This window comes from Arthrobacter sp. FW306-04-A (assembly GCF_044358315.1).
GTDB lineage: Bacteria > Actinomycetota > Actinomycetes > Actinomycetales > Micrococcaceae > Arthrobacter.
Map to the genome: position 1 here is coordinate 3841112 of NZ_CP084559.1, position 18961 is coordinate 3860072.

Annotated in this window: 19 protein-coding genes; 13 read left to right on the plus strand and 6 right to left on the minus strand. The window is 62.6% G+C overall.

The window, feature by feature from the left end; all coding sequences use genetic code 11:
• Positions 1-7 precede the first annotated feature (7 nt).
• Positions 8-667 (plus strand): hypothetical protein, encoded by a 660-nt coding sequence (locus LFT43_RS17870; RefSeq protein ID WP_395799091.1) that lies wholly within the window; start codon positions 8-10, stop codon positions 665-667.
• A gap of 260 nt (positions 668-927) precedes the next feature.
• On the opposite strand, the gene LFT43_RS17875 is transcribed toward LFT43_RS17870, so the two are convergent.
• Positions 928-1602, minus strand: a complete 675-nt coding sequence (locus LFT43_RS17875; RefSeq protein WP_395799093.1) for a serine hydrolase — start codon at positions 1600-1602, stop codon at positions 928-930.
• On the opposite strand from LFT43_RS17875, the gene LFT43_RS17880 reads away from it, so the two are divergent.
• On the plus strand, positions 1580-1816 hold the full coding sequence (locus LFT43_RS17880; RefSeq protein WP_395799095.1) for a hypothetical protein: 237 nt from the start codon (positions 1580-1582) through the stop codon (positions 1814-1816). The two genes, LFT43_RS17875 and LFT43_RS17880, sit on opposite strands and share 23 nt — an antisense overlap.
• 223 nt (positions 1817-2039) lie before the next feature.
• Here the strand turns inward: LFT43_RS17880 and LFT43_RS17885 are convergent, their stop codons facing one another.
• Together LFT43_RS17885 and LFT43_RS17890 are read right to left on the minus strand one after the other, a co-directional pair.
• Positions 2040-2345 (minus strand): putative quinol monooxygenase, encoded by a 306-nt coding sequence (locus LFT43_RS17885; RefSeq protein WP_395799097.1) that lies wholly within the window; start codon positions 2343-2345, stop codon positions 2040-2042.
• 28 nt (positions 2346-2373) lie between these two features.
• Entirely contained in the window at positions 2374-3111 is a 738-nt protein-coding gene (locus tag LFT43_RS17890; RefSeq protein WP_395799100.1) for a glutamine amidotransferase, read from the minus strand.
• Positions 3112-3495: 384 nt separating this feature from the next.
• On the opposite strand from LFT43_RS17890, the gene LFT43_RS17895 reads away from it, so the two are divergent.
• From LFT43_RS17895 to LFT43_RS17910, 4 genes are all read left to right on the plus strand, one after another.
• Complete coding sequence (locus LFT43_RS17895; protein ID WP_395799102.1) at positions 3496-4800, plus strand: ammonium transporter; 1305 nt, start codon at positions 3496-3498, stop codon at positions 4798-4800.
• Positions 4801-4847: 47 nt separating this feature from the next.
• On the plus strand, positions 4848-5171 hold the full coding sequence (locus tag LFT43_RS17900; RefSeq protein ID WP_395799103.1) for a DUF6221 family protein: 324 nt from the start codon (positions 4848-4850) through the stop codon (positions 5169-5171).
• Between the two features lie 203 nt (positions 5172-5374).
• Positions 5375-5572, plus strand: coding sequence for a helix-turn-helix transcriptional regulator (locus tag LFT43_RS17905; RefSeq protein WP_395799105.1), 198 nt, complete (start codon positions 5375-5377; stop codon positions 5570-5572).
• Positions 5572-6768, plus strand: coding sequence for a type II toxin-antitoxin system HipA family toxin (locus tag LFT43_RS17910; RefSeq protein WP_395799107.1), 1197 nt, complete (start codon positions 5572-5574; stop codon positions 6766-6768). The genes LFT43_RS17905 and LFT43_RS17910 overlap by 1 nt, the downstream gene beginning before the upstream one ends.
• 25 nt (positions 6769-6793) lie before the next feature.
• Here LFT43_RS17910 and LFT43_RS17915 read toward each other — a convergent pair whose 3' ends face one another.
• Both LFT43_RS17915 and LFT43_RS17920 read right to left on the minus strand, forming a co-directional pair.
• The gene (locus LFT43_RS17915) at positions 6794-7798 is read right to left on the minus strand and encodes a molybdopterin-dependent oxidoreductase (protein WP_395799109.1); all 1005 of its coding nucleotides are present in this window, start codon (positions 7796-7798) and stop codon (positions 6794-6796) included.
• Entirely contained in the window at positions 7744-8256 is a 513-nt protein-coding gene (locus LFT43_RS17920) for a hypothetical protein (RefSeq protein ID WP_395799111.1), read from the minus strand. Before LFT43_RS17920 ends, LFT43_RS17915 begins: the two co-directional genes overlap by 55 nt.
• 159 nt (positions 8257-8415) lie before the next feature.
• Here LFT43_RS17920 and LFT43_RS17925 point away from each other — a divergent pair, with 159 nt between their 5' ends.
• The 7 genes from LFT43_RS17925 (at position 8416) to LFT43_RS17955 (ending at position 18115) form a co-directional block, all read left to right on the plus strand.
• Entirely contained in the window at positions 8416-10923 is a 2508-nt protein-coding gene (locus LFT43_RS17925) for an alkaline phosphatase family protein (protein ID WP_395799113.1), read from the plus strand.
• A 218-nt stretch (positions 10924-11141) separates the two neighbouring features.
• Positions 11142-11423, plus strand: a complete 282-nt coding sequence (locus LFT43_RS17930; protein ID WP_395799115.1) for a DUF3311 domain-containing protein — start codon at positions 11142-11144, stop codon at positions 11421-11423.
• On the plus strand, positions 11420-13117 hold the full coding sequence (mctP, locus tag LFT43_RS17935) for a monocarboxylate uptake permease MctP (RefSeq protein WP_395799117.1): 1698 nt from the start codon (positions 11420-11422) through the stop codon (positions 13115-13117). The genes LFT43_RS17930 and mctP overlap by 4 nt, the downstream gene beginning before the upstream one ends.
• Before the next feature lie 96 nt (positions 13118-13213).
• Entirely contained in the window at positions 13214-14104 is an 891-nt protein-coding gene (locus LFT43_RS17940) for a LysR family transcriptional regulator (RefSeq protein ID WP_395799119.1), read from the plus strand.
• A gap of 141 nt (positions 14105-14245) precedes the next feature.
• Entirely contained in the window at positions 14246-15343 is a 1098-nt protein-coding gene (locus tag LFT43_RS17945; RefSeq protein WP_395799121.1) for a tartrate dehydrogenase, read from the plus strand.
• A 125-nt stretch (positions 15344-15468) separates the two neighbouring features.
• The gene (gene dctA / locus LFT43_RS17950) at positions 15469-16866 is read left to right on the plus strand and encodes a C4-dicarboxylate transporter DctA (protein WP_395799123.1); all 1398 of its coding nucleotides are present in this window, start codon (positions 15469-15471) and stop codon (positions 16864-16866) included.
• A 1-nt stretch (position 16867) separates the two neighbouring features.
• The gene (locus LFT43_RS17955) at positions 16868-18115 is read left to right on the plus strand and encodes a glycerate kinase (protein ID WP_395799125.1); all 1248 of its coding nucleotides are present in this window, start codon (positions 16868-16870) and stop codon (positions 18113-18115) included.
• A gap of 191 nt (positions 18116-18306) precedes the next feature.
• On the opposite strand, the gene LFT43_RS17960 is transcribed toward LFT43_RS17955, so the two are convergent.
• Positions 18307-18942, minus strand: coding sequence for a hypothetical protein (locus LFT43_RS17960; RefSeq protein WP_395799127.1), 636 nt, complete (start codon positions 18940-18942; stop codon positions 18307-18309).
• Positions 18943-18961: the final 19 nt, after the last annotated feature.

An 18961-nucleotide genomic window follows, 5' to 3' on the forward strand; every position in this document is an offset into this window, starting at 1 on the left:
TCCTGGAGTGTCACTTGTCCGCGAGGCCCCTTCCACCATTCCAAGTCCGAGCCAATTGGCCACTCTTCCCAAGACTCTGGTCAATCAGTTGCCGAACGACGCCGCGTCACCCGCCATTGGTGGAATCATCGATGCAGTGACGCCCGCCGTTGACAGCGCGATCGGGGAACTCCTGCCAGTGCTGCCTTCGGTGCCGGCATTGCCGCCAGCGCGCAGGATCCTGCCTCCTTCGGGAACAAGCGTTCCAGCCGCCCTCACCGTTCCGGTGCCCGCTGGGCTTCCGGCCAGCGCGCCAACCCCAGCCGACCCCGCCAGGATTCTCCGTACCAGCGCTCTTTCGCCAGCCGTCCAGACCGCGCCGTCAGCCAACAAAAGTATCCTCCGCTTCATTCCAGACAAGCCTGCTCCGGTGTTCCCTGCGGAATTGGCGATGACTGACTCTTTGGTTGTTGCTGTGGATCCTCCGGCGGACACACCGGATCCTGCCGCGGCGTCACCGCGCGAGTCCGGACCGACGTCGGGACCACAGGGAGGGTCTGCCCATGGGGCGGCAGATCTCCCAGAACAACGGGCACTGTTACCGCCCCTCCACGACGGCCACGTCCCTGAGAGCCGTCAGAACCCCGCTGAAGAACCCGCGTTCGATCCCGGATCTTCCCCCGACTGACCAGGCCGCCCCCCTGCCCCCTTGGCAGGTACGACCCACCTGCGCCACACCGCGCAGGGACAAGTCTCAGTCAGGAGAAGACCATGCAGGACCACACGAGATTCATCGGAAATTGGCCCGACCCTATGCGGAAAGGAGGCAAATAACCAGCAATGCGACAGGCGCTCAGCGCCCATAAGGAAACAACGACGCCGGCCGTGCAGTCAGACTGACTGCACGGCCGGCGTCGTTGTGCTGGAGCTGTTGACGCCGAAGGCTCGCTAGAACAGGCCAGTAACCACAGCCTGGGTGAGCTGGTGGAAGACCTCGGTGCGGGCCGGTATGTCGCTCTCGTTCTGACCTTTGGTGTAGACCACGAACACGTAGGAGCTGGTGCCGCCGGTGAGGACGCTGGCGTCGTGGAGTTCGTCGTCGAGCAGCCCGTACTTGTGGAAGACCGTGATGCCGGCCGGTACCGCGGCGGGGATGAGGGATTCGTAGTTTGTGTTCTGCATGTAGGAAAGCAGTTGCGCGGTGTCCTGCTGGTTCAAGAGCTTTCCGGTGTAGAGGTCGGCGAGGATGCTGGCCATCTCACTTGGAGTCAAGGTGTTGTTCAGGGGGTCATAGCCGACGCCGATTGAGGCGGCATATGCCTGCAGTTCCGAGTAGCCCACGGCGTCCATGATCAAGGACCACGACTCGTTGTCGCTCTCCTGGATCATGTCCTTGATCTGAAGTCCGGATGTGTAATCCCCCAAGGGATCGTCAAGCGACACTTCGCCTACCTCGACAAGGTGGTAGTAGGCGGCGGCAGCCAGGACCTTGGCCGTGCTCGCTGCCTCGAATGGCGCCTGGACCCCGTACTGGTGGCTTGAACCATTGGACAAATCGATCAGCGTGACACCGATTTGGTATTGGCTGTTGGCGTCGAGGATGCCGTTGATCTCCGCGTCCAAGGCAGGAGTCACTCCGGCGACCGGAGCAGCGGGCACAACGGGTGCCGCCGCCGCGGGAGCAGCGGCCGCTGCCGAGGCAGTCGGAGTCTCGGGCGGGACAGGAGCGGTCGACGACGGCGCGGCGGCCGCCGTCGTCGGATTCGCCGGTGGTGTAGCGCTGGCGATCGCCGACACGGCACGGGCGGCGGATGACCGCGCATGTGCGGCGGAGTAGATCGTTGCCGTAAGGGCCAGCGCCAAAACACCCGCGCAAACTGTCAGCAAGGCCGATCGATATCGGAGGGAACTCCAAAAGTTCCGCCGATTTCGCTTCCGTCCGGTCCCAAGACCGGAATCATGGGGCTCTTGCTTTTCCATAATGAACCAACAGTAGCTACGGCAGCTATGTAAGGGCTATGAAAATACTGTCCGTCAGCCACATGTCGGATGGGTGAATTTCAGGCTTCGCGGATCGGTGAGCCCAATACCGTGAACCGAGTGCCGCCCATCTCCCCGGAAAGCAGCGGCATTGCCTCACCAATGGCGGCCCTCACGCTGTCCAGCTGCAGTGATCCTTGGTGCGCTTCTGCCGACTCCCACAGTTCGCAGACAAACACCGTGTCCGGCGCTTCGTCGTTGACGCCCACCTCGTAGAGCAAGCAGCCCGCATCCCGCAGCTCCGGCTTCGGTCTGAGCAGGATGGAGACGACGGCGTCGCGTTGGCCAGGTTTCGTTCCGAGACTTCCCACGTTTGCAAAGGTCATGCGCCCATTGTGCTTCATCCCTCAGACGTTATTGAGGACCCGAGTACCGCAGGACAAAGTTCTTCAGGATCTTCATCGGTTCGGTCGCCGTGAACTTTCGGGCGTCCGCCATCAGCTGTTCCGCGGCATCGGGCGGGAAGTATCCGGCGTAGCGGTAGGTGTCGATCCGAGTGACCAGACCCTCGGCATCGAGCTCCGGATGGAACTGTGTGGCGTAGAGGTTCCTCTTTATACGGAACATCTGCACCGGGCAGGCGGCCGAGCCGGCGAGCAATACGGCGTGTCCGGGCAGAACGGTGCATGCCTCCTTGTGACCGGTGAAGGCAACAAAGCGTTCGGACACGCCTTCGAGGATCGGATCCAGAAGCCCCTCTGCTGTGAGTTTGATAGTCACACCGCCCAGGCCTTCACCGTAGGTACGGTCAATCACAGCTCCTTGATGGAGACCCAGGGTTCCGACGCCGTAGCAAGCCCCCAGAAATGGAAAGTCGGCAGCGACAATCCTGTCCAGCAGCTGCGAAAGCTCCTTCTCCACCCGTTTCTGGACCGGACTCTTGTGCTCAGGCGGATCGCTCGAGGTAAAGGGACTGCCACCCACAATCACGCCGGAATAGTCGGAGAGCTCAAGCGCCGGCAGGGGCCCCGCTTCCAACCGGATGCGTATGAGCTGCTCGGGAGCCAGCCCTCCAAAACGAAGATACGCCTGGTACTCTTCCTCGGCGGCGGCGTCTTCGGCACGAGATGCGAGCAGGAGAAACGGCTTCACAGGCTAAGTGTGCGCCCGGCGGCTGTGACGCGCCAGCGTGCGCCCCAAACCTCCCCTTTGGGAGCGGTGAGCCGCCGTTCACGTGGAGGAAATGTCCGAATTTCTGCCGTGATGGCATGATTTCGCCTCCAGCGGGTCCAGAATCCGCGGAAACACAGCGATCCTGCACCCCCGCTTCAGGCGGTCCAGCGCCCGCACGGTAGCGGCGTTAACATTCCCGAAACATGCCCGTCATGCGTTCTTCACGCCAGCCCCGCTTATGTAACGTCCCCGCAATTTTTCCTCGCATTGCCTGAAACACGGAACCGGAAATATTGGGCAGGGGAAGAACGGGGCCGGCAACGGCAGCCCTCCAACTGCACTCCGATAAGAAGGGAAACGCACGTGAATATCACTGCGGAAAACGTTTGGGTGATGGTGTCAGCGGCACTTGCACTGCTCATGACTCCAGCGCTCGGCCTCTTCTACGCTGGCATGACCCGGGCCAAGGCCTCGCTCAACATGATCATGATGAGCTTCATCTCCGCAGGCATCGTAGGTGCCGTGTGGATCCTGTGGGGATACTCGATGATCAGCGGCAAGAGCGTTCTGGGGCTTTTCGGCAACCCGTTCAGCAGCTTCGGTTCGGCAGACCTTGTTGGCTCCACCGATCTCATCAAGCTTGGCTTCAGCGCCACGTTCGCCATGGTCACGGTTGCCCTCATCAGTGGGGCTATTGCCGACCGTGCCAAGTTCACTTCCTGGGTAATCTTCGTCCCCATCTGGATCACGCTAGTGTACTGCCCTTTGGCTTTCATGGTCTGGGGCGGCGGCCTCCTGAGCCCCGGCGGAGCCATCAGTTCCATCTTCGGCCAGGTGATTGACTTCGCCGGAGGCACCGTTGTGGAAATCAGTTCCGGCGCTGCCGCCTTTGTCCTGGCGTTGATCCTAGGCAAACGCCACGGCTTCGGAAAGGACCCGAACCACCGCCCGCACAACCTCCCCTTCATCATGCTTGGCGCTGGCCTCCTGTGGTTCGGCTGGTTCGGCTTCAACGCCGGCGCCGCCACGACTGCGGAGCAGGCCGGCTTGATCTGGGTCAACACCCTCGTTGCGCCCGCCGGGGCCATGCTCAGCTGGCTGGTGACGGAGAAGATCCGGCACGGCCACCCCACATCCTTGGGTGCGGCATCCGGCGTCGTTGCCGGCCTCGTGGCCATTACCCCGGCCTGCGCGAACGTCGCTCCCGCTGCCGCCCTTGGCTTGGGCCTTGTGGCCGGTGCCGCCTGTGCCGTGTTCGTGGACCTGAAGCACAAGTTCGGATTCGATGACTCGCTCGACGTCGTGGGCGTCCACCTTGGTGGCGGTCTTGTAGGCACCCTCGCGCTCGGATTCATTGCGCTGCCGTTGAACGGCAAAGGTGGAGGATTGTTCTACGGCGGCGGGCTCCAGCAACTCGTGGCGCAGATTGTCGCGATTCTTGTCACCCTTGCTGTGTCTGGAGTCATGACGGCGATCATTGGCCTGGTAATCCGCAAGACCATTGGATTCCGGGTCAGTCAGGAGGCCGAGCTTGCCGGTGTGGACCTGTCCGAGCACGCCGAGACCGCCTACGAGTTCGGCGGACTGTCCCGGAGCCACTTCAACGCCCTCCCCCACGCAGCTGCCGCCGTCGAACTCCAGCGCGAAAAGCAGGCCGACCCGGCATAGCGGAAGCAGGCATTTCCGCTGCCGCAGCGGGCGCGTACGCTCGTTTTGTGGATATCGTCGATTTCCTGTCCGAGCGCCTGGACGAGGACGAGGCTGCGGCGCGGAAACTCCTGGGCGACCGTTCCGTCTCCGAAGCGGGCAAATGGTACGAGCGCCGCCTTCTTCTGGAATGCGCGTCTAAGCGAAGACTGCTCAGCATTGTTGAATCTGCACGGCAGACCGCCTTGGCAACCATGGTCCGCCACGCGCTTGGAGATGACCCGCGGTGGATTCCGGAGTCGATCGAATGGACCACAAAATCGTTGAATGCCCTTGCGCTGCCCTACTCGGACCATCCGGATTTCGATCCGGAATGGCTGGCGGGGACATAGCTGGCGGGGTGTGTCGCGCTCCTTTCCGCGAGCCGGGCTTCCCAGTGGAAATCGGCAGGATCTTGCCGAAACAGGGTTTTGGCGACCTCGCAGCGGCCCAAAAGATCAATTCCGGCAGCATCTTGCCGATTTAGGCAAAATGGTTCAGAATGGATTTAGGAAATAGCTAAATCGGCAGCATCTTGCCGAATCCGAGGAGACTCGTGGAAGACCTTGCGGCCATCGCGGCGAGCATACGGAAAGCCCGCAAAGAAGCCGGAATCACTCAAGCGGACCTTGCCGACCTTGCTGGAACCTCCGAAAGGACCGTTCGGACGATTGAAACGGCCACGGGCAATCCTTCGCTGGCGGCAGTCGTGGCGGTGGCGAACGCCGTCGGCCTTCACATGGTGGCCAGCTGATGGCCGACGATTTCCAAGACCTGAAGTTCGTCCGCGCGGCGGACGTTTACAAGGGCGGTGCCCTGGCGGGCCACCTTGTCCGCACGGTCCACGGCGGGGTGAATTTCTCCTATACAGCCGAGTATCTAACCTCCGGTTTGCCCGCGGTTGCCAGTTCATTACCCATGGCAGACCTTGCCGTGGAGACTCCCGCTGGCGCTCTTCCGCCGTTCTTCGCCGGCCTGCTGCCGGAGGGGCACCGACTGAGCGTGCTCAGGGACGCCACCAAAACCAGTCTCGACGACGAACTCACTCTCCTGCTCGCAGTCGGAGCCGATGCCCCCGGAGACGTTCAAGTGGTGCCCGCCGGGGAACCCCCCGTGGAGCCGGCACCGCTGGCCGACACCTCCAGGCCCGAGGAGCTGGACTTCACTGCCCTGGCCAACGCGGTGGACCGTCATGCAATTCCCGGCGTCCAAGACAAGGCAAGCGCCTCCATGCTGACCACGCCACTGTCACTCAGGGGGCAGCGGTATCTGCTCAAACTTGACCCGCCCAACCATGCGCATTTGCTGGAGAACGAAGCGGCACACCTCTCCGCGGCCAAGGATCTCAAGATCCCGGTAGCCAAGAGCCGTATCATCACGGACATGCACGGGCTACCGGGGTTGTTGGTGGAACGCTTCGACCGCGTCCGGGACGAGGACCGGACTTGGGTGCGCTTGCCCATGGAGGACGGAGCCCAGGTGATGGGCCTGCCACCGGGTTCCAAGTATTCGGTGACATCCGAGGACGTGGCCTCTGCACTGGCCGGGATGTGCAAAGCCCCACTCGTGGCAAGCCGCAATCTGTACCTGCAGTTTGTTTTTGCATGGCTGACCGGGAACGGCGACCTGCACGCGAAGAACCTCTCGGTCCTCGGAGGCCAGCACGGCGAATTTGTCATGGCTCCGATATACGACATTCCGTGCACGCTGTTGTATGGAGATGACTCGCTCGCGTTGCCGGTGTCCGGAAAAACCAAGGACCTCAAAGCCAGGCACTGGGCCGATTTCGCGGCGTCCATTGGCTTGCCGCAGCGCGCAACTGCCACGGCCAATGCACTGGCCCTGTCAGCTTCTGGGAGCGTCAGCTTGGAGGACTTACCGTTCACCGGGTCACCGCTCCGAGGTGCCCTGCGCGAGTTGAGGTTCCGGCGCGGAGAGCTGGAGGGCTGACTGCCGCGCCCATACTCGAGGACCTTTAGATCGATTGCCGGTATCCGAAGAACTCGTGGTCTTCGTTGTAACCGCCGAATCCGCCGCCCACTTCGGAGAAGTCGGCTACAAATTCGATTCCCTTGATCCACTTGACCATCTTGAAGCCGAGCTGCACCTCGTTGCGCAGCCGGAGCGGCGCACCGTGGCCATACGACAGCGGAGTACCGTTCATGTCGTAAGCGAGCATCGTGAGCTGATAGCCCATTTGCTCGATCGGATGCGCGTCGTAGTAATCGCCCTTATCCGGTCCATCGCCCAACGAATAGAACACCACCCACTTTGCCTCCGCCGTCGGCTTGACCAAGTCGAGGATGGCCTGCATTGACACCCCGCCCCACTTTGCCACTCCTGACCAGCCCTGGATGCAGAAGCGCTGCGTGATCTGCTCGTGGTAATCCATCGACCGCAGTTCGGCGAGGCTCAACTCGACCGGATTGCCCACGAGCCCGTTGATGCGCAACCGGTAGTCCCGGAAATCGTTGTTGAACAGGTTCTTATATTCTTCGGATACTGGGTACTGGCCGTTGAGCCACAAGTACGGCGAGATGTCCTTCTCGGTGTACTGCCCCGGGCGTGAGTCGATGTGCTCGAATAACCGCTCTGCCGGGCCGATCAGCGCAGAACCGGCCCTCTGGATGAGGCGCGGATGCCGGAGGGTGAACGGTGTGGCGGCGACCCACCCCACAATGATGACCACCATCGACGCAGCAAAGATCCAGAACCCGATCCAGGATTGGTCGTTGCGCCCCGCGTACATGTGGTTGAGGTTCTCCAGCGCCCCGGTGGTGAGCACCAACGCCACGTGGAGGACGATGAATAACAAGAACCAGCACAGCACCAGAAAGTGTAAGGACCGGGCCATCTGGATGTTGAAGACCGAGCTGATGCGACGAAAACGCGTGGAGAGCGCCGGGGACATGCCCAGCCCGGTGATCAAGGCTTCTGTACCCGGAACCAATCCCTTCCCGGCGTCGAATGCCGCGTCCAATACAGTCGCGGGTGATCCGTGAGTATCTGTGCACCCGAACGGATGATGAAGATCAAGAAGAACATGTTGAGGAAGTGTTGCCACCCCAGCCAGGCCGGAAAGCCCACGGGCGCGCCCACCGGCAGCTTTGAGGCTCCCGGATAGGTCTTCAGGAACGACTCGACGGGCGGCAATCCCCGGATCCCCTTCGCAACGGCGACCGCAACGATGAGGATCACGAAACCGATCGGGAGCAACCAGAGCAGATTGAACCACTTGCTGTGACCGATCCGGATGCGCGGGGCGATGCCGCGATCCTGCGGAAGCGATCCGGCGAAAGTGATCGGGTCGATGACTTCCTCTTCGCGCTTCAACTCGCTGCGGAAGCTGCGCCCGGCACCGGGCTCGGTGTGCGCCGGCGGGTCCCGCGGCGCCGGTTCCTGCATCGGATCCCGCGGCGTCGATTTGTCGGCTGTCATGGGGCCGAGCCTAGACCCCGCCGGGGTTTAAACTACCAAACCGAGCCGTTCATGGAGCATGCGGTACCGTCCGGCCCACTTCGTCAGTTCACTGACGATTTAGCTGACGGTTCCCTGTGAGTCGGGCCACCGTGTTTCAAGGCTTCTAGCTTTGGGATCATGAAATTCAAAACAATCCCGGTCATCATCGGAACATTGTCTTGTGCGCTCGTCGGCGGAGCTGCCTTTGCGGCGGTTTCCACGTTCGCCGGTCCTCATGAGGACGGAACGGCGGTCACGCCAGTGGGCATGCGGGTCACGCCAACTGGACAGCAGACCTCACTCGGAGACCTCCCGCTGAACTCCGCCATCTCCCCCGACGGCAAGAGGCTCGCCGTCACCAACAATGGTCAAGGCACCCAGTCCCTGCAACTCGTCGATCTCGCAGACCACGAAGTAGACCAGACCATCTCCTACAAGTCTCCCGAATCGCTTTACATGGGCTTGGCTTGGAGCCCGGACGGTACCAAGCTTTACGCCAGCGCGGCCGCGAACTCCAAAATCCGCGCCTACAGCTACTCCGGCGGCAAGCTGGCCGAAGGCGCGCCCATCCAGCTGCCCACCACGACCCCCGCGGGCAAGGCACTGAACCTCTTCCCGGCCGGATTGGCGATCACGCCCGACGGTAAGCGGCTGGTAGTTGCAGATCAATTGGCCGACGCCGTGTCCGTCGTCGACCTCGCCAGTGGCAACGTTTCGACGACGCCCGCCGGTCACCGGCCACTTTCAGTTGCCGTTTCCCCAGACGGTACGACGGCGTTCGTCACCAACCAGGGCGCGTCCGACCTCTCCGCGGTGGACATCTCAGGCGCCGAACCGAAGGTTTCCCGCACCGTGACCGTGGGTCTCCACCCCAACAAGTCCGTCCTCTCGAAGGACGGACGTACGCTTTACGTCGCCAATGGCGACGACGACACCGTCTCGGTGGTCGATACCGCCGCCGGCACAAGCTCGAGTATCAGCGTCGCGCCTGAAAAGGGCGCACCGGTGGGAACCAACCCCACGGGGCTGGCCTTGGACGAAGCCGGGCGCCGCCTCTTCGTGAGCAACTCCGGTAACAACGACGTCGCCGTCGTCGACCTTGCCCACAACGCGGTTGCCGGTGTGGTGCCTGTCGGCTGGTACCCGAGTTCGTTGGCCTTCAGCGGCGGGACCCTGCACGTCACCAACGCGAAAGGGCTGGGCGCCGGACCGAACAACGGCGCCGGCCACCCGAACCCTGAGTCAACTGCGCCGACCGCCGAAAACCAGTACAGCGGATCCATGATCGCTGGCACTCTGAGCAGTTTCAGCGTTCCGGAAGGCGGCCAACTGCAGAAGGCCACCGAGCAGGTCAAAAACAACAACCGCCCGGACACCGCCGGTGGCAACATCATCCCGCGCCAACCCGGTCAAGAGAGCCCCATCAAACACGTGATCTACGTGGTCAAGGAAAACCGCACCTACGACCAGGTGCTAGGCAGCCTCGGCAAGGGCAACGGCGATCCCTCGCTAAATCTCTTCGGCGACGAGTCTGCCCCGAACATGAGGGCCCTGTCCAAGAAGTTCACCACGATTGACAACTTCTACGCCGATGCTGAAGTTAGTGCCAATGGTTGGAACTGGGTGGCCTCGGCCAACTCGAACCCCTACGCCGAACAGATGTGGCCGGCCAACTACTCGGGCCGCAAGGCACCGTATCCCAGCGAAGGAAACGCCCCTGAAATCGCGGCCCAGCAGCCTGACAACACGTATGTCTGGCAGCGGCTGGCCAAAGCAGGCGTCAGCTTCCGCAACTACGGCTTCTACGTTTCCAACAACGCCGGCACATTCAACGCCGCAGACCCCGTTCTGGATGCGCAGACCGACCACAACTACCACGGCTACGACCTGAACTGCCCTGATTCCGCGGGATCGTTCGCACCGCTGAAGCCCAACTGCGGTACTCCGCGTGTTGAGGAATGGGCCAAGGACTTCCAGTCCCAAGTGGCGTCCGGAACTGTTCCCACGGTCCAGTTCGTCCGGCTGCCCAATGACCACACCCAGGCCACCCGTGTTGGCGCCCCCACGCCGAAGGCATACGTCGCGGATAACGACTACGCGCTCGGCAAGCTGGTGGACACCGTGTCCCACTCCTCCGCCTGGAAGGACACTGCCATCTTCGTCACCGAGGATGACGCACAGAATGGCCCGGATCACGTGGATGCGCACCGCACCTTGGCGCTGGCCATCAGCCCCTACACCCAGACCGGGAAAGTCGATTCAACCTTCTACAGCACAGCTTCAATGGTCCGCACCATCGGCCTGATCGCCGGCATCGGCCCGCTGACCCAGTTCGATGCGTTCGCTACTCCCATGAACGCGTCGTTCACGGCCAAGCCGGACAACACGCCGTACACCGCGGTCAAGCCCAGCTACGACATGACCACCGTCAACGGGGCAAACGCTCCGATGGCCCCACAGGTAGCCACCCAGGACACCGCTACCGAAGACAAGATCGATGAGCAGCTCTACAACAAGGCCATCTGGCAGTCCGTGAACGGTGCTGACTCGAACATGCCCGAACCCCAGCACAGCGTGATCGGTTCCGGATCGGGCTCCAGCACCGGTTCCAATGGCCAGCCGCCTGCGAAGGACACAGACGGCTAGTCACCTTCAGTTCGGCAGAGGGCGGTCACCGGGCAACGGTGACCGCCCCCTGCCGTTCAAGTGCCGAGCCGCGACAAAAAACGGGCGCAATTCCCCTGTCGGAGAATTAATCCAGAATCTATTCTGTTGGTGGACCGTTATATTCGCGGTCCCCAGGCCACCGGCACGTCCAGGGAAACCCTTCCCGCTCCGGGGGCCGTCTCGATGAGGAGGCGTCCATGTCAACTCCCGATGTGCCAACCCGGGGACCGGCAAGGCCCGGTCCGTATATTGCGGCCGGAATCCTGCTAGCCATCGCTATTCTGGTTCCGTTGTTTGTCCCCTTGTATTCGATCGACAAGCCGCGGTTTGGCGGTATGCCGTTCTTTTACTGGTACCAAATGCTCTGGGTTCCCATCACCGCAGGCATGATTGGCATCGCCTACTGGTTGGTTACCAAGGAGGACCGCCGCCGCCGCGAGGCCGCGCGGGGACCGCGCACCGAGGAGCAGGAACAATGAGCGGGCTCGCCGTCCCGCTGGCTACCACAGCGGATAGGCCCGTCAACGGCGTCGCGCTCACCGTCGTCGTCGTCCTCTTTATCCTGGTGGCGGTGTTGGGCTTCTTCGCTGCACGCTGGCGTGCGGGCAAAGAGACCGGGTTGCACAGCCTCGATGAGTGGGGCCTCGGTGGCCGGGGGTTTGGAACCTGGGTGACGTGGTTCCTTCTCGGCGGCGACCTCTACACGGCCTACACGTTCGTGGCCGTCCCGGCCGCAATGTGGGCCACCGGAGCTGTGAGCGGTTTCTTCGCAGTGCCGTACACGATCGTGCTGTACCCGATCGTGTTCCTGCTGATGAGCCGGTTGTGGTCCGTCTCGCACAGGCATGGGTTCGTCACGCCGGCGGACTTCGTTGGCGGCCGTTACGGCAGCAGGGCACTGACGGTTGCCGTGGCCCTCACCGGCATTGTCGCGACCATGCCGTACATCGCGCTGCAATTGGTTGGTATCAAGGCCGTGCTCACGGTGTTGGGCCTCGGCAGCGCGGAGAATGTGTTGCTGACTGACTTGCCGCTGATCATCGCTTTTGTAGTCCTGGCCGCCTACACCTACACTTCGGGCCTCCGGGCCCCGGCGCTGATCGCCGTCGTGAAAGACCTCCTGATCTATCTGGCGGTCATCGTCGCGGTGATCTACCTGCCGATCAAGTTCGGAGGCTGGGACAACATCTTTGGTGCAGCCCAGACGAAACTTGACGCCATCAGCCCGGCCACAGGCAAACCAACCGGCGTCTTCATCCCGGGTGCGGCGAGCTACTCGGCATACTGGACGCTGGCCCTTGGCTCCGCGCTGGCCTTGTTCATGTACCCGCACTCGGTCACCGGGGTCCTGGCCACCAAGAGCAGGAACACCATCCGCAAGAATGCCGCGGTGCTCCCGCTGTACTCGCTGATGCTGGGATTCCTTGCCCTCCTGGGCTACGCGGCCATCTCCGCGGGAACCAAGCCGATCGACCTGAACGGTGCCGTCAACCCGCAACTGGTGGTTCCGCAGTTGTTCTTGGACAACTTCCCCGCGTGGTTTGCAGGGATCGCTTTGGCGGCTATCGCCATCGGCGCCTTGGTCCCGGCTGCCATCATGTCGATCGCTGCCGCCAACCTGTTTACACGCAATATCTACCGGGACCTGATCCGGCCCGACGCCGACCCGCGGCAGGAAGCGAAGGTCTCCAAAATCGCCTCGCTCGTGGTGAAGTTCGGGGCGCTGATCTTCGTCATCGCGATGGACCAGTCGGCAGCCATCAACATGCAGCTCCTCGGTGGTATCTGGATCCTGCAGACCTTCCCGGCGATCGTGGCCGGGCTCTACACTAGGTGGTTCCACCGCTGGGCGCTCTTCGCAGGATGGGCCGCCGGAATCATCTACGGCACGATCGCGGCATACAACGTGGTCAATCCGGTGACGAAGGCCAACTTCGGCGGCTCTATCGCGGCCATTCCGGGCACTAATGTGCAGGTTTACATCGCTGTGGTGGCGTTCGCGATCAACCTCATCGTTGCTGCAGTCCTGTCCTTGGTCTTCCGCGCGATGAAGCTCCCCGATGGAAAGGACATCACCCGAAACTCGGACTACGGAGCTGACGAGGACGATCCCAAGGTGGCCGAACTCGAGCGCGAGTATCCACTGGGCGAAACGGGAGGGCCCGCGTTCTGAAGCCCCCGACGGCGGGCGCCCGGGTCAAGGTGGAAGGTTCCGACAGCGGACGCCCGGGTCACGGCGAACGCGACTGATAGGCATAGGCTATCTGGCGTGGACACGCGAAAACTGAAGTACTTCCTCGCCGTCGTCGACCACGACGGGTTCAACCGCGCGGCCGAGCACCTGCTCATCGCCCAGCCATCACTTTCCCAGACCATCGCGGGCCTGGAGAAAGAGCTCGGCGTTCCCCTGTTCCATCGCATCGGCCGCAGGGCAGTGCTCAGCGAAGCCGGCAAGGAGCTGATCGGCCCGGCCAGACTCGTCATGCGGGACCTCGATGCCGCGCAATCAGCAGTCCAGTCACTCCGCGGCATCAGAAGCGGTAGCCTCGATATCATCACCATGCCCTCCCCCGGCATCGAGCCACTGACGTCCATGATCGCCGCCTTCACCAAGCTTTATCCCTCGGTCAGGCTGAACGTCAGCGCCGCCTTTACGCCCGAAGAAGTGATCGAATCAGTCCGCAACGGCAGCACCGAAATCGGGCTCGCCGGGTCCCCCACGCCCATCCGGGTTCCTGGGGTCCAGGTCCTCGAACTCGAAAAGCAGCCCCTCATCCTGATCGTCAATCCGCAGGCCGACGGCTTCGGCGCCGAGAAAACGGGCATCCAACGGGAGGACCTCGGCGGTCAGCGCATTATTGCCAGCCAGCGCGGCTCCCTCATGCGTTGGCTGGTCGACGATGCCTTGGCGCACGGCGTCGAGGTGGAGATCGTCGTCGAAGTCGCCCACCGGACCTCCATCTTGCCCCTCGTCCTGGCGGGCGTCGGACACGCGGTGATGCCGTCGTCGTGGGCTCCCACCGCGCACAAAGCGGGGCTCCGCACGCTGCTCATCGAACCGGTGAGCCACTTGGACGTCGCGGTGCTCAGCCGCAAAGACAACCTCACTCCTGCCGCCAAGGCGTTCCTCGAAGTCGCGGCACAGCACACGGAAAGATAGCGCCATCGATTGCAAAACTAAAGATAGGCCCTACCTATCAGCCATATCGAAACTAAGTCTTGGACGCCAACTACCGGCCCACCGTCTACTTGAAGAGGAAGGCAGTGTGACTCTGCTAACAAACTCAACGAGGAGGTAGGCATGAGCGCCACCCAGAAATTCAGCATCGCATCGATCCCCGCAGACGGCGTGGGCAAGGAAGTTGTCTCCGCTGGCCGCCGCGTCCTGGACGCCCTGGCCACGAACTCCGACGGCAAGTTCGCCTTCGAATGGACCGAGTTCCCGTGGGGCTGCGGCTACTACGAGAAGACCGGCCAGATGATGGACCCCAAGGGCCTGGATGCCCTCAAGGACTTCGACGCCATCTACTTCGGAGCCGTGGGCTGGGAAAACGTCCCGGACCACATCAGCCTCTGGGGCCTTCGCCTCAACATCACCCAGAACTTCGACCAGTGGGCCAACATCCGCCCAGTCAAGTTCCTCCCCGGCATCCAGTCCCCGCTCCGCAAAGCAGACAACACCGAGCTCGACTGGATCGTGGTCCGCGAGAACAGCGAAGGCGAGTACGCCGGTCTCGGTGGCCGGAACCTGAGTGGACGCGGCCCGGGCAACGAGGTCGCCTTGCAAACCGCGCTGTTCACCGAGAAAGGCTGCGAGCGCATCATTCGCTTCGCTTTCGACCTTGCACGGACCCGCACGGTCAAAAAGGTCTCGTCCGTCACGAAATCCAACGCCCAGCAGTACGGCATGGTCCTCTGGGACGAAACCTTCAAGCGCGTCGCCCTCGACTACCCGGACGTGAGGACCGAGAGCGTCCTGGTTGACGCCATGAGCGCCAAATTCATCCTCCACCCCGAGGAACTGTCGGTGGTAGTCGCGTCCAACCTGAACGCCGACATCCTCTCGGACCTCGGCTCTGCCCTCGCGGGCAGCCTGGGACTCGCTGCGAGCGCCAACTTGAACCCGGAGCGCCGTTTCCCGTCCATGTTTGAACCCGTCCACGGCTCAGCACCGGATATCGCCGGCAAGGGCATCAGCAACCCGATCGGCGCCATCGCCAGCGCCGCTCTCATGCTGGACCACTTCGGCCTGCACGAGGAAGCCCGCTTGGTCGAGGCCGCTATCGAGCAGACCACCGCCGCGGGGTTCTTGACCCGCGACGTCGGCGGCGAAGCCAACACGGACGACGTCACCGAGGCGATAATTGCGGCGCTCACGCACACCCTCGCGGCTGTCTAACCCCGCCCAGATCTGAGGTTTGCGTTCGACGGCGGCTAGCTGGCCGCCGTCGTACGTTCCACAACCGCAACGCTTCACGACACTTAAGACCATCTCCAGAGATTTTCCACAATGAGGTAGGAATCATGGGACACACATCAACCGCCGGTCATCCGACCCCGGCCCCCAAAAAACGCTGGTATCGGCAACTGTATTTCTGGGTTCTGACCGCCATTCTCATTGGCGTCCTTCTCGGTTGGCTCGCGCCGACTGCGGGCATCGCCATGGAACCGATCGGGACCACGTTCGTCAATGCGATGAGGATGCTCATCGGCCCGATCGTCTTTCTGACCATCGTCGGCGGGATCGCGAGCATCGCGGACCTGAAGAAGGTCGGGATGACGGGCCTGAAGGCTCTCACCTATTTCCAGGTCGGCACCATTTGTGCGCTGGTGTTCGGCCTGGTGGCGATCAACATCTTCCGGCTTGGCGAAGGCGTTAACGCTACTGCCAGCACCATCAAGACCACTGATGCCGCGGCCAAGCTCATCGACGCCGGCGCGCACCAGGAATGGTGGCAGTTCCTGACCAACATCATCCCCACGAGCATCGTGCAGCCCTTCATTGCAGGCGATATTCTCCAGGTCATCTTCATCGCGGTCGTCTTCGGCATCGCGTTGAACGCTATGGGCAAGCTTGGCGCCCCCGTGCTCGACGGCGTACAGCGGCTCACCGGCGTGATGTTCAAGATCCTGGGCTTCATCATGAAGGCTGCGCCGCTGGGCGCCTTCGGTGCCATGGCCTTTGCAGTCGGCAAGTACGGTGTGTCCTCCCTGACCAGCATGGGTGGGCTGATAGCGCTGTTCTACATCACCTCCATCCTCTTTGTGGTGGTGGTCCTCGGCTCCGTCATGGCGTTCCTGAAGCTGAACATCTTCACGATGATCCGGCACTTCAAAGAGGAATATCTGATCATCCTGGGCACCTCGACCGCCGAACCGGCGCTGCCGGGTTTGATGCGGAAACTCGAGCATGCGGGGGTTAAGAAGGAGACGGTTGGGCTCGTTGTCCCCACCGGCTACAGCTTCAACCTCGACGGCGCCGCGATCTACCTTTCCCTCGCCGCCGTGTACATCGCCCAAGCGACCAACACGCACCTGAGCATCGGCCAGCAGTTGGGCCTCATCGCCGTTATGCTGCTCACGTCCAAGGGTGCTGCGGGCGTCGCGGGGGGCGGCTTCATCGCCCTCACCGCAACGTTGGCCACCATCGGCACCATCCCGGCCGCCGGCATCATGCTCATCTTCGGCATCGACAAGTTCATGTCCGAGTGCCGCGCCTTGGTGAACTTCACCGGGAACGCAGTGGCCACACTCTTCATCGCCTGGTGGGACCGCACCCTCGACGCCGACCGCGTTCGTCGTGTCTTCGCCGGCGAAGTCGTGGAGCCGAATCCGGGTGACCTTCCGGCGCCGGCGCCCGCCGCCGCCGTCGAGCCCTTTCAGCCCGCCGATCGCCACCCCGCTTACTCGGAATCTCAGTGACATGCGCAGCGCAACCGCCCCGAAGACCGTCCTCATCGCGCCCGACAAGTTCAAAGGCAGCCTCACTGCCGGCGAGGTCGCCGACGCCCTGGCAGCAGGGCTCCACTCCGCCGGCGCGGCCTCCGGTTCCGGACCGATCGTCCACTGTGAACTGCTGCCTCTGGCGGATGGAGGTGACGGCAGCGTAGATGCCGCCGTTGCCTCCGGCTTCAGCCGCCACAACTGCACGGTGAGCGGGCCCACTGGTCAGCCCGTCCAGGCAGACATAGCGTTCGACGGCGTCACGGCAGTTGTGGAGGTGGCGAACACTTGCGGGCTGGGGCTGTTGCCGGACGGCCAGCTGGCGCCTCTGGAAGCTTCAAGTCGCGGGTTCGGGGAGGCCGTTCTCTTTGCTCTTTCGTTGGGGCCTGCGCGGATCGTGCTGGCGCTCGGTGGCAGCGCGAGCACCGACGGCGGAACGGGCATGCTCACAGCCTTAGGCTTCCGCTTCCTGGACGCTTCCGGGGGTTCTTTGGAGGGTAACGGGCGGAACCTTGTCTCGATTTCTTCCGTAGACGGCGCTCTGCTTCCTGGGCTGGCCGATACGGAATTCATTGTTGCGAGCGACGTGCACAATCCGCTCTCCGGGCCGCAGGGTGCACCTGCTGTATTCGGGCCGCAGAAGGGCGCTTCGGTTCAGGATGTCGCAGCGCTCGACGCCGGTCTCAGGCACTTGGTCTCTGTGCTCGCTTCGGGTGGGGTCGCCTCGAGTGGGGTCGCCTCGGGTGGGCCGGCGTCCGCCCGGTTTGCTGCCGCGGCATCTCTCGCCGAGCATCCCGGTGCCGGAAGCGCCGGCGGGATCGGCATCGCGTGCCTGTTGCTTGGGGCTTCTCAGGTTTCCGGGGCGGACTACTTCCTTGACCTCCTGGACTTCGACGCCCGCAAGGACAACTGCGACGTCGTTATCACCGGCGAGGGCAGCATCGACGAGCAGACTCTCGCCGGAAAGCTGCCCGCCGCCGTCGCACGCCGATCGGGCACCCGGCCGATCATCGCCGTCGCGGGCCGCTCGCTGCTACCCCAGGAGCGGTGGTCCGAAATGTCGCTCTCGTATGTGTACGCCCTGGCGGACTACACGGATCAGGACTCGTCGAAGGATCCGGTGTTGTCGGCGGAACTGTTGCGGAGGATCGGGCGGGATATCGGGGAGGGTTTGCTCGCGCGCGGCACAGGCGTCACTCGCCGCTTCTCTGGTTCTTTGATGCCTTGACATCGCGCAGGAATTTCCAAAGCGAAGCCAGTGAAGCCGCTACGAGGACCACTCCTGAAACGGTGGCCCACAATGAGTCCCCGGGTGCGGAGGAAAAGATGTAGATGGAGTAGAAACCAAAAATAAGAGTGAGTAGAAGCCAGATGGCTGGGTTACGCTTCACAGTAAATTCCCTAATGAACGGTAAATGGTTAGGTCAGATCGCGCTTTGAAAACACCCAATATGCCCCGCCGAGCGCGCAGGCGAGCCAGATAACTGCCCCTGCAAAGGAATCGGGCTTCACGCTTCCCGACGCCCATTGGTTCACCCAATCCGTGACCAAGTTCGGGAAGAGAAGATCGGCGAATTGTCCCAGCCGGCTGGCGAGAGCTGCCGGCAGAACAAGGCTCAGCGGTACAACAAAGAGGCTCAGAGAGTGGTTGCGGATGAGGGAACCGATCGCGAAACCCCAGAGCGAACCGATTCCGGCCATCGCGGTGAAGGCCAGCACGGCGGGGGCGCTGACATGCCACAGGCTAGCCACAAGTTCCCCTGATAGCCCGAAAAGCACCCCTACGATTGCGCCGGTCACGAGGGCAGCGACAGTGCCGGAGGCCGCTCGTCCGGTGAATGCAGCCCCACGTTGGAACATCAAGATGCGTCGATGAAACGATCTCGTGTCAAAGTCCGACGTGAATGAGAAGGAGCCCACCACGGCCGCTGCGGTAAGCATCAACGACAAGCCGGCTTCCAAGAGAGTTCGATCCACGCCTGTCATCGCCTGCCCGCCGTCCTCTTTGGAACCGATTGCCGCGGCCACCACAAGTGCACCGATCAGACCAGCCACGAGCAACGCACAGACGGCT

Coding starts and splice junctions, on each gene's coding strand:
- LFT43_RS17880 (WP_395799095.1), top strand. CDS start 1,580: ATGCCGTTGATCTCCGCGTCCAAGGCAGGAGTCACTCCGGCGACCGGA.
- LFT43_RS17885 (WP_395799097.1), bottom strand. CDS start 2,345: ATGACCTTTGCAAACGTGGGAAGTCTCGGAACGAAACCTGGCCAACGC.
- LFT43_RS17910 (WP_395799107.1), top strand. CDS start 5,572: ATGGCCGACGATTTCCAAGACCTGAAGTTCGTCCGCGCGGCGGACGTT.
- LFT43_RS17920 (WP_395799111.1), bottom strand. CDS start 8,256: ATGACAGCCGACAAATCGACGCCGCGGGATCCGATGCAGGAACCGGCG.
- LFT43_RS17925 (WP_395799113.1), top strand. CDS start 8,416: ATGAAATTCAAAACAATCCCGGTCATCATCGGAACATTGTCTTGTGCG.
- LFT43_RS17930 (WP_395799115.1), top strand. CDS start 11,142: ATGTCAACTCCCGATGTGCCAACCCGGGGACCGGCAAGGCCCGGTCCG.
- mctP (WP_395799117.1), top strand. CDS start 11,420: ATGAGCGGGCTCGCCGTCCCGCTGGCTACCACAGCGGATAGGCCCGTC.
- LFT43_RS17945 (WP_395799121.1), top strand. CDS start 14,246: ATGAGCGCCACCCAGAAATTCAGCATCGCATCGATCCCCGCAGACGGC.
- dctA (WP_395799123.1), top strand. CDS start 15,469: ATGGGACACACATCAACCGCCGGTCATCCGACCCCGGCCCCCAAAAAA.
- LFT43_RS17955 (WP_395799125.1), top strand. CDS start 16,868: ATGCGCAGCGCAACCGCCCCGAAGACCGTCCTCATCGCGCCCGACAAG.